Source organism: Pseudoalteromonas sp. BMB (assembly GCF_001709235.1).
GTDB classification, from domain to species: Bacteria; Pseudomonadota; Gammaproteobacteria; order Enterobacterales; family Alteromonadaceae; genus Pseudoalteromonas; species Pseudoalteromonas maricaloris.
In genome coordinates, this window is sequence record NZ_MBQA01000001.1 from 229,956 (window position 1) to 239,182 (window position 9,227).

9 protein-coding genes and 7 tRNA genes are annotated in these 9,227 nt (G+C 43.1%); all 16 read left to right on the forward strand.

From position 1 onward, the window contains the following. Positions 1 to 121 precede the first annotated feature (121 nt). The 16 genes from ruvC to BB427_RS01135 all read left to right on the forward strand — a co-directional run bounded on the left by ruvC (position 122) and on the right by BB427_RS01135 (position 9,226). Positions 122 to 643, forward strand: a complete 522-nt coding sequence (gene ruvC / locus BB427_RS01060; protein WP_010605128.1) for a crossover junction endodeoxyribonuclease RuvC — start codon at positions 122 to 124, stop codon at positions 641 to 643. A gap of 2 nt (positions 644 to 645) precedes the next feature. Further along, the gene (gene ruvA / locus BB427_RS01065; protein WP_069018682.1) at positions 646 to 1,263 is read left to right on the forward strand and encodes a Holliday junction branch migration protein RuvA; all 618 of its coding nucleotides are present in this window, start codon (positions 646 to 648) and stop codon (positions 1,261 to 1,263) included. A gap of 2 nt (positions 1,264 to 1,265) precedes the next feature. Continuing rightward, positions 1,266 to 2,270 (forward strand): Holliday junction branch migration DNA helicase RuvB, encoded by a 1,005-nt coding sequence (gene ruvB, locus BB427_RS01070; RefSeq protein WP_010377587.1) that lies wholly within the window; start codon positions 1,266 to 1,268, stop codon positions 2,268 to 2,270. Between the two features lie 1,206 nt (positions 2,271 to 3,476). After that, positions 3,477 to 4,181: a protein TolQ gene (gene tolQ, locus BB427_RS01075; RefSeq protein ID WP_010377591.1), complete on the forward strand. Its 705-nt coding sequence runs from the start codon at positions 3,477 to 3,479 to the stop codon at positions 4,179 to 4,181. Continuing rightward, complete coding sequence (tolR, locus tag BB427_RS01080) at positions 4,168 to 4,596, forward strand: protein TolR (protein ID WP_010377593.1); 429 nt, start codon at positions 4,168 to 4,170, stop codon at positions 4,594 to 4,596. Before tolQ ends, tolR begins: the two co-directional genes overlap by 14 nt. Then, positions 4,596 to 5,537, forward strand: a complete 942-nt coding sequence (tolA, locus tag BB427_RS01085) for a cell envelope integrity protein TolA (RefSeq protein WP_045988356.1) — start codon at positions 4,596 to 4,598, stop codon at positions 5,535 to 5,537. The genes tolR and tolA overlap by 1 nt, the downstream gene beginning before the upstream one ends. A 9-nt stretch (positions 5,538 to 5,546) precedes the next feature. After that, positions 5,547 to 6,905: a Tol-Pal system beta propeller repeat protein TolB gene (gene tolB, locus BB427_RS01090; RefSeq protein WP_069018683.1), complete on the forward strand. Its 1,359-nt coding sequence runs from the start codon at positions 5,547 to 5,549 to the stop codon at positions 6,903 to 6,905. A gap of 40 nt (positions 6,906 to 6,945) precedes the next feature. After that, the gene (gene pal / locus BB427_RS01095) at positions 6,946 to 7,479 is read left to right on the forward strand and encodes a peptidoglycan-associated lipoprotein Pal (RefSeq protein WP_017215988.1); all 534 of its coding nucleotides are present in this window, start codon (positions 6,946 to 6,948) and stop codon (positions 7,477 to 7,479) included. Positions 7,480 to 7,491: 12 nt separating this feature from the next. Further along, positions 7,492 to 8,247: a tol-pal system protein YbgF gene (gene ybgF / locus BB427_RS01100; RefSeq protein WP_010377599.1), complete on the forward strand. Its 756-nt coding sequence runs from the start codon at positions 7,492 to 7,494 to the stop codon at positions 8,245 to 8,247. A 149-nt stretch (positions 8,248 to 8,396) separates the two neighbouring features. After that, positions 8,397 to 8,472, forward strand: a tRNA-Lys gene (locus BB427_RS01105). A 30-nt stretch (positions 8,473 to 8,502) separates the two neighbouring features. After that, positions 8,503 to 8,578: transfer RNA gene (locus tag BB427_RS01110), tRNA-Lys, on the forward strand. Between the two features lie 30 nt (positions 8,579 to 8,608). Continuing rightward, a tRNA-Lys gene (locus BB427_RS01115) sits at positions 8,609 to 8,684 on the forward strand. Between the two features lie 29 nt (positions 8,685 to 8,713). After that, a tRNA-Lys gene (locus tag BB427_RS01120) sits at positions 8,714 to 8,789 on the forward strand. Between the two features lie 29 nt (positions 8,790 to 8,818). After that, positions 8,819 to 8,894 (forward strand) — tRNA-Lys (locus tag BB427_RS01125). A 154-nt stretch (positions 8,895 to 9,048) separates the two neighbouring features. Next, a tRNA-Lys gene (locus tag BB427_RS01130) sits at positions 9,049 to 9,124 on the forward strand. Between the two features lie 29 nt (positions 9,125 to 9,153). Further along, positions 9,154 to 9,226: transfer RNA gene (locus BB427_RS01135), tRNA-Lys, on the forward strand. Position 9,227 lies beyond the last annotated feature (1 nt).

A 9,227-nucleotide genomic window follows, 5' to 3' on the forward strand; every position in this document is an offset into this window, starting at 1 on the left:
TTCGTCAACCGAATATAAAAGAGGCGACTTAGGTCGCCTTTTTTGATCAGTGAACTAGCTTATAACTGGTAATCTATACAGTATTTTGGCATTATAACCAAAAAACCAAGAGACGATGCGTTTGGCTGTCATTTTAGGAATTGATCCGGGGTCAAGATTTACAGGCTATGGTGTGATTGCTCATCAAGGTGCAAAGTTCCAATATTTGGGGAGCGGTTGCATTAAAGTTGGTGAACATGACTTTCCCACTCGATTAAAAATGATCTATCAAGGGATCACACAGCTCATAGAGCAGTTTTCGCCGAGCGACTTTGCGATTGAGCAAGTGTTCGTTGCGCATAATCCAAGTTCAGCCTTAAAACTTGGTCAAGCGCGAGGTGCGGCTATAGTTGCCGCGACCATGCAGTCAGTGGTTGTGAGTGAATATTCGGCAAGGCAAGTTAAACAAGCCGTTGCGGGTACCGGTGGTGCAGACAAAGCCCAAGTACAGGAAATGGTAAAGCGCATATTAAAGCTGCCTGGCACACCCCAAGCTGATGCTGCAGATGCGTTGGCGGTGGCGATTTGTCACGCGCACTCAAGGCAAAACTTAATAAAAATGGCAGGCGCAGCGCGTAAAACCGTAAGAGGAAGGTTGAGATAACCATGATAGGAAAATTAAGCGGAACACTGTTAGAAAAGCAGCCTCCAGAGATATTAATTGATGTTGCAGGTGTAGGTTATGAAGTGCAAATGCCTATGACTTGTTTTTATGAATTACCGAGCGCGGGCGAGCCGGTTTCAGTATTTACTCACTTTGTAGTACGTGAAGATGCGCAGTTATTGTTTGGTTTTAATACCAAGATCGCACGTGCATTGTTTAGAACGTTAATTAAAGCGAACGGAGTCGGTCCAAAGCTCGGACTTGCAATTTTGTCTGGCATGTCTGCAGAGCAATTTGTTAGCTGCGTGAATCATGGCGATGCAACGACTTTGGTTAAGATCCCAGGAGTTGGTAAAAAGACCGCTGAGCGCCTAGTGCTTGAAATGAAAGATAAGCTAAAAGACTTTGGCAATGACTTACTCACACCGTTTAGCGATGCTGCTGTACTTGCGCCGCAAGAGCATCCGACGGTAAGTGATACCCCTGCAGATGAAGCAATTGCAGCCTTAATGGCATTAGGGTATAAACAAGTTCAAGCACAAAAAGCGGTAAAAGCCGTAAACAGAGAAGGCATGACGACCGAGAGTATCATTAAAGACGCTCTGAAATCGATGATGTAACTATGATTGAAGCAGATAGATTAATTGAACCTGAGATCCAAGGTAATGAAGATTTAGTTGATAGGGCGATTAGACCTAAATTACTAAATGATTATACTGGTCAGCCACATGTCAAAAAGCAAATGGAAATTTTTATTGCGGCGGCACGTTCAAGGCAGGAAGCCTTAGATCACTTGCTGATATTTGGTCCGCCAGGTTTAGGTAAAACCACGCTTGCAAACATTGTCGCAAACGAGCTTGAGGTTAATATTAAAACTACCTCAGGACCTGTGCTTGAAAAAGCAGGGGATTTAGCCGCATTACTCACTAACCTTGAAGAAGGGGATGTGTTATTTATTGATGAGATCCATCGTTTAAGCCCTCAGGTGGAAGAAATTCTCTATCCTGCTATGGAAGACTACCAATTAGACATCATGATTGGTGAAGGCCCAGCTGCACGCTCGATTAAACTGGATTTACCACCTTTTACTTTGGTTGGCGCAACGACACGTGCTGGCTCATTAACCTCACCTTTAAGAGACCGTTTTGGGATTGTGCAGCGTTTGGAGTTTTACTCGGTTGCGGACTTGTCTTCGATTGTGACTCGCTCAGCGTATCATTTAAACCTAGAGATCAGCGAGTCGGGCGCAACTGAAGTGGCGCGTCGAGCGCGCGGTACACCACGAATAGCAAATCGTTTACTACGCAGGGTAAGAGACTTTGCTGAAGTGAAGGGCGATGGCTCTATCACTGAAGAGATTGCGCACTTAGCGCTGGATATGGTCGATGTTGATAAATGTGGCTTCGATTATATGGACCGCAAATATCTGCTAGCAATCATAGAAAAGTTTACTGGTGGCCCGGTTGGTCTGGATAACCTTGCTGCGGCAATTGGAGAAGAAAAAGAAACCATCGAAGATGTGATAGAACCATTTTTGATCCAACAAGGCTTTATTCAACGCACGCCAAGAGGACGTATTGTCTCTGACAAAGCCTATATGCATTTTGAGCTAAGCAAGCCAGAATGATCTAAGTTGGGTAATAAACACCTTTATTCTTCATAATAGCCGAGTATTCACTCGGCTATTTCATTTCTACACTCACTTATTGCTAATCGCGTTTGCACAAATCCATTATTTTGTGTCAGCTAAATTCAGGCAAGATCCATCACTGCTGAAGTAATTTACCTGAGCTTCGGATAATTAATGCTTTTCTAGCAGCCAGTTTTAGCGCTAACTGCGTTGAATTCACTTCCAATAGCCAGCTATTGGTGCGTAAATTCGCCTAGTTTCCCCCTAAAACTTTCTGGCTAGACAAGGAGGTAAATTAAGTTGCCCCTTAACAACAAGGAGTGAGAACCTTTCTTATCTAAACCTCAGGTAAATTTATCTCGACCTGTGTGGGCTATACGTTGCTTAAACTATTTGTAGATTGTCTCGTCCTTTAAACCAAGCGCTAAATAAAAACCGGAAAATGACCGAGTGTTAAAGAAAATGTGGAGCGTAATAAGGAGCTCGCACTAAATTTCAGGCAAAAAAAAGCCCGCAAATAATGCGGGCAAAACAACAAGTTGAAGGAAGTAATCCAGGGAACAAGATGAGTTACTTTGGGTTTTATCCACAAAATGCGTCATCTAAGCAATACGAAAAATCAGAATCCTATTGCAAGTAACTGTGCTTTGCTGAAACTTCAGCTGCTCGCTCAGTACAGGGTGTATATTAAAGAGGTTTTGGTGTTTCATCAAACTAGAAAAATTCTTTTTTCAGATAAAAAAAACTAATATCAAAATTTTTATTGAGGTTAAAAAGTGAGCTTAAATGTGGTGATGTATTTATGTAAGTTTATGTAAAATATGGTTTTGTATGTTAAATGCGCAAAATGTAAATATTAGATAATCTGTTGTTAATTGGTAAGACCAATCTGTTTTTTGAAGTTTTATTCTCTATTTGTGCATAAAACTCCTATTTTATGCAGTTTTGGGTCATATTTAGAGACTGTGATGGAGATTGTCGAATTTGCTTAAGTTTGGGTAAAGCAAAGGGAGTTACACTGTTTAGCTCTATTTATCGTCAAATACAATGAATTCGCAGTATTGAGATTGTAAGGTATTTATAGTGTGGTTAAACTAGCTGAACCTTTTGGTAGTAAATCTAGTCTATCTCTAGATATTGCTCGGTAGAGCGCAAGAATATAAATGGCTACCATTGCCGAAACACTTTTGGGAGTATAATAACGTGGAATCGGGACTAAATTTTGTCGATCTAATTTTAAAAGCCAGCTTTTTGGTGCAACTTGTTATGTTGACCCTGGTGGGATTGTCTATTGCTTCTTGGGCAATTATTTTTCAACGTAAAACTGTCATTTCTCAAGCCCAAAGCCAATCAAAGAATTTCGAGCAAAAATTTTGGTCCGGTATGGATCTTAGCAAACTCTATAATGAAATAGCTGCAAGGACTGGTAGCGCGTCAGGACTAGAAGCGCTATTTGTATCCGGCTTTAAAGAGTTTGCAAAGCATAAAAAAGGCAATATCCAATCTCCTTCAATTGTTGTTGAGGGTACTCACCGTTCAATGCGTGTCGCGCTTTCTCGTGAAATTGAAAAGTTAGAATCAAGCCTTTCTTTTTTAGCAACAGTTGGCTCTATCAGTCCTTACATCGGTCTATTTGGTACCGTTTGGGGGATCATGAATGCTTTCATCGCGCTCGGCGAAGTGAAACAAGCGACACTGCAAATGGTTGCACCAGGTATTGCTGAGGCGTTGATAGCAACAGCCATGGGTCTGTTTGCCGCAATTCCAGCGGTTATGGCGTATAACCGATTTGCCAAAAATGTAGAAAAGCTAGAAACTCAGTACATTAACTTTATGGAAGAGTTCGCTAATATTCTTTATCGTCAGGCTGCAACACAAGTAGAGGCAAAACAAAATGTATCAGCGTAAGAGACGTCGTCCCGTTGCGGAGATCAACGTCGTTCCTTATATTGATGTTATGTTGGTGCTGTTAATCATTTTTATGGCAACGGCTCCACTTATCCAGCACGGCGTAAAAGTAGACTTACCTCAGATGGAAGAGTCTGAATTGGTTGAAACCAAAGACTCGCCACCGATTATTGCCACCATTGATGCTGAAGGTCGCTATTTTGTGACTGTTGGTACGGACCCTGAAGCACCAATGGATGCAGTAGAAGTAGCTGCGGTGATTAAACTTAAGTTAGAACAAAATCCAGATACCCCTGTAATGATTAAAGGTTCAGGCAGAGTGTCGTATCAAGAAGTACTTTATTTAATGGACTTCTTGAAAAAAGCGGGTGTTCCTTCTGTTGGCCTAATGACTAAATCATTTGAGGATGAGTAATGAGTTCATTATCTAGCAGCGTAGTTAAGTCAGTATTGCTTCATGGCGCAATTGGCGGTCTGCTATTTGCTACGGCAAATTTTCAAGTTGATACACCTACTGTGATGGAAGTCACCTTAAATCCACAGCAAAAAGATCAAAAGCCTGAAAGGGCGGTTTCTGCGGTGTCGGTTGATCAGCAAGCAGTTGAGAAAAAGATTGCTGATTTAAAAAAGCGTGAAGAAGAAAAGCAAGCTGCTGAAGATCGCCGTATTCGCGATCTTGAACAGCGTGCGCAGCAAGCTAGAAAAGACCGTGAAGCCGAAGCGCGGCGCATTAAAAAGCTGGAGCAAGAGCGTCAAGCTAAGTTGGAAGAGACTCGCCAAGCAGAGGCGCAAGCCAAACGCGCTCGCGAAATTGAGAAAAAGCAACGTGAGCAGGCTGATAAAGCGAGAGCTGAAAAAGCCGCTGCGGAAGAAGCTGCTAAAAAGGCTGCAGCCCAGCGCCAAGCTGAGGAAGATCGCTTAAGAAAGGCCGAAGAGGCGAGGAAACGTCGCGAGGCTGAGGAAAAACGAAAAGCGGAAGAAGCAGAGCGTGAACGTCAAAAGGCACTTGAAGAACAAATGCTGCGTGACCAGCTTGCGAAAGAGCAGGCAGCAAGAGCGAAGATCCGTCAACAGCAAGTATTGAGTGAAGTGGATAAGTTTAAAGCACTTATCATGCAACGCATTCAAGCCAACTTGCTTATTGATGAAACAATGAAAGGTAAACAATGCCGAGTAAACATTCGTCTAGCCTTTAACGGCCTTGTGACGCATGTAGAGTCATTGGGCGGCGACAAGCTAGTTTGTGAAGCTGCTATACGTGCTGTGAAAATGGCCGATACTTTACCTGTTTCTAAAGATAAAGACGTGTTTGAGCAGCTTAAGAATATCAATTTAACAATTAAACCAAATTTTTAAAGGACGAACATGCTAAAGAAGTTCACAACCTTATTGCTGGTTTTTACTCTGGGTGTATCACAGTTTGCGCAAGCCGCACTTGAAATTGTGATAACAGAAGGGGTAGACAGTGCCAGACCCATCGCAATTGTACCATTTAAATATAATGGCACTGGTGAAATGCCGTCGAGTTTAAGTGACGTTATTTCTGCAGACTTGATGCGCAGCGGTAAATTTAAGCCTGTTGCTGAGGCTGATATGCCTCAATTACCAACCACTGACTCGGAAATCGACTACGCTGCATGGGTCGATGCAGGGGTTGAAGCGGTAGTTGTAGGCACCGTGACCCAGCAATCTGCTGGACGTTACTTGGTAAAGTATGAACTGATTGACGTGATCAGAGCACAGCTGACCGGTGGTGAAACTCGCATAATGTCAAATGGTCGCTTAATGCAAAGCGAAGACCATGTGCTTGAAGGACGCCAAAGTATTGTCAGCAGTACTGGCTTTAGAAACTATGCGCACCAAATCAGCGATGTAGTATATGAAGCCTTAACGGGTGAAAGAGGCGCATTTAGAACTAAGATTGCCTACGTCATCGTACGTGACGGCCAAGATAAGCCATACCAATTGGTTGTTGCCGATTATGACGGTTACAACGAGCAGGTGTTATTGCGCTCCAAAGAGCCGTTAATGTCTCCTGCATGGTCGCCAGATGCAAACAAACTTGCGTACGTGACTTTTGAAAATCGCCAATCGCAAATCTACATTCAAGATATTTACACTGGAAAACGCGAACTTGTCACGAGTCACCCAGGTATTAATGGCGCACCACAGTTTTCTCCTGATGGAACTAAATTACTAGCTGTACTCTCTAAGGATGCAGGTGGAGCGACAGAAGTATATCTAATTGACCTGAAAACTCGTCAAGAAACACGCTTAACTCGTCATCGTAGTATAGATACTGAGCCTTCTTGGCATCCAAACGGTCAAGAAATTGTGTATACATCTGAAAGGGGTGGTAATGCTCAGATTTATAAGTTAAATTTAAAAACTGGTAGGTCTAAGCGAGTTACGTTCGACGGCGACATGAACTTAGCAGGTTCGATCACGCCAGATGGTAAACGTCTGATTATGGTTAACCGTACGCTGGGCCGTTACCACATTGCGAAAAAAGAATTAGATTCCGGGCTGTTTCAAGTGCTAACTCGTACGAGACTAGATGAGTCTCCGAGTATTGCACCAAATGGTTCGATGATAATATACAGCACCTTGCACAATAATAAGCAGGTATTGGCATTGGTGTCTATGGATGGTCGTTTCAAGGCAAGGTTACCTGTCTTGGACGGTCAAGTTAAGGCACCAGCCTGGTCGCCGTTTTTACAGTAATTTTGCTGGTTAGATTTATAAAGATATAGGAATATACTCGATGCAACTTAACAAAACTCTAAAAGCCTTAATGGTCGCGTTGCCAGTGATGACACTTGCAGCATGTAGCTCATCTTCAAGTGTTGATGAGGGCGCGGCTAGCGAAAGCAACCAAGCGGCAACCACACAAGACAACACTGTTGATGTAAACACTATGTCTCGCGAGAAATCTGCTGAAGAAAAACTACGTGAGAAATATGAAGCCCTACGTCAAGAACAGATCGTTTACTTCGATTTTGATAAATCTACTATTCAGAGCAAATATGCTGAACTACTTCAAGCGCACGCTGATTTCCTAGTGAAAAACCCAAGCGTGAAAGTACTTGTTGAAGGTCACGCTGATGAGCGTGGTACGCCAGAGTACAACATCGCACTAGGTGAGAGCCGTGGTAAATCAGTGGCTAAATACCTTCAAAGCCTTGGTGTTTCTGACAGCCAAATCTCTGTAGTGAGCTATGGTGAAGAAAAACCAATGATTAAGTCACGTACAGAAGAAGCGTTCGCTAAGAACCGTCGCGCGGTATTAGTGTACTAAGAAAGAGTTATTATGAAGCCGAATACTATTTTGGCAGCATTCTTACTCATGAGCGGGAGCGCCCAAGTTTGGGCTGCTCCCGCTCCTGTTTCAGAAGCTGCAAATTCAAATCAAACACTAGAAGAACGTGTCTCTCAACTTGAGAGTATGATGAGAACCCGCAATTTGCTACAGGCTGAGTTACAGCAACAGCTTAATCTTTTGCAAGAAGAAGTAAGCCAAGTGCGCGGTGTGACAGAAGAGCAGAGCTATAAGCTTGAAAAAGTGCTACAACGTCAACGTGAGTTATATCAAGAGATTGAAAATCGCGTTAGCCAAGCTTATGACCAGTCACAATCCACTGCAGCTGCGGTAACGCCTGATGTTACGCCAGAGCAAGCATTCAGCAGTAATCTGTCTGAGAATGAAGCGTACGACCGTACTGTAAACATGATAATGAAGGATAAGCGCTACGACGCGGCGATCCCTGAGTTTCAAAGTTTCTTGCAGCAGTATCCAAACTCAGTATATGTGCCGAACGCGCATTACTGGTTAGGTCAGCTATTCTTAATAAAATCTGACGATGGTAAAGCTAAGTCTCATTTTGCAACCGTTGTTGATAATTTCCCTGAATCGAATAAACGTCCAGAAGCGATGTTAAAGCTGGGTACTATTTTACATAAACAGGGACAAGCTGCTGAAGCGAAGACACTCCTTAATAAATTGATTAAAGAGTATCCAAGTACGACTCCTGCAAAATTGGCAACAGAGCGTTTAGCGAAGATGTAATTATCACTTTTTGAGCTGAGTGCCTTAAAATTAGGCGCTTAGTCATAAAAAGTGAAAAAAACTAGCTATTTCAGTTGCACTCAAAATTTAAATAAGTATTATAAGCGCCCGCAGCAGGCGATTGGTAACAAAAAACTGCTGCGTTAAGTGGGTCATTAGCTCAGTTGGTAGAGCAGTGGACTTTTAATCCATTGGTCGATGGTTCGAGTCCATCATGACCCACCACTTTACAAGCTTTAGAATTCATATTTGAGCGGGTCATTAGCTCAGTTGGTAGAGCAGTGGACTTTTAATCCATTGGTCGATGGTTCGAGTCCATCATGACCCACCACTTTATAAGCTTGCGAATTCGATTTTGAGCGGGTCATTAGCTCAGTTGGTAGAGCAGTGGACTTTTAATCCATTGGTCGATGGTTCGAGTCCATCATGACCCACCATTTACAAGCTTACGAATTCGATTTTGAGCGGGTCATTAGCTCAGTTGGTAGAGCAGTGGACTTTTAATCCATTGGTCGATGGTTCGAGTCCATCATGACCCACCACTTACAAGCATATGAATTCGATTTTGAGCGGGTCATTAGCTCAGTTGGTAGAGCAGTGGACTTTTAATCCATTGGTCGATGGTTCGAGTCCATCATGACCCACCACTTATAAGCTTGCGAATTCGATTTTGAGCGGGTCATTAGCTCAGCTGGGTGAAAAAAGACCGAAGCAACGCTTCGCAGCTTTTTGAACGCGAGTCAGGACGACGAGCCGGAACACCTCTTCAGGATGAATCAATGGCACTTTTAATGCTTGAGCGGGTCATTAGCTCAGTTGGTAGAGCAGTGGACTTTTAATCCATTGGTCGATGGTTCGAGTCCATCATGACCCACCACTTATAAGCTTGCGAATTCGATTTTGAGCGGGTCATTAGCTCAGTTGGAAGAGCAGTGGACTTTTAATCCATTGGTCGATGGTTCGAGTCCATCATGACCCAC

Excerpts from the sequence above, each read along its gene's own strand:
- ruvB (WP_010377587.1), top strand. The coding sequence starts at position 1,266 with ATGATTGAAGCAGATAGATTAATTGAACCTGAGATCCAAGGTAATGAA.
- tolR (WP_010377593.1), top strand. The coding sequence starts at position 4,168 with ATGTATCAGCGTAAGAGACGTCGTCCCGTTGCGGAGATCAACGTCGTT.
- tolA (WP_045988356.1), top strand. The coding sequence starts at position 4,596 with ATGAGTTCATTATCTAGCAGCGTAGTTAAGTCAGTATTGCTTCATGGC.
- tolB (WP_069018683.1), top strand. The coding sequence starts at position 5,547 with ATGCTAAAGAAGTTCACAACCTTATTGCTGGTTTTTACTCTGGGTGTA.
- ruvA (WP_069018682.1), top strand. The coding sequence starts at position 646 with ATGATAGGAAAATTAAGCGGAACACTGTTAGAAAAGCAGCCTCCAGAG.
- pal (WP_017215988.1), top strand. The coding sequence starts at position 6,946 with ATGCAACTTAACAAAACTCTAAAAGCCTTAATGGTCGCGTTGCCAGTG.
- ybgF (WP_010377599.1), top strand. The coding sequence starts at position 7,492 with ATGAAGCCGAATACTATTTTGGCAGCATTCTTACTCATGAGCGGGAGC.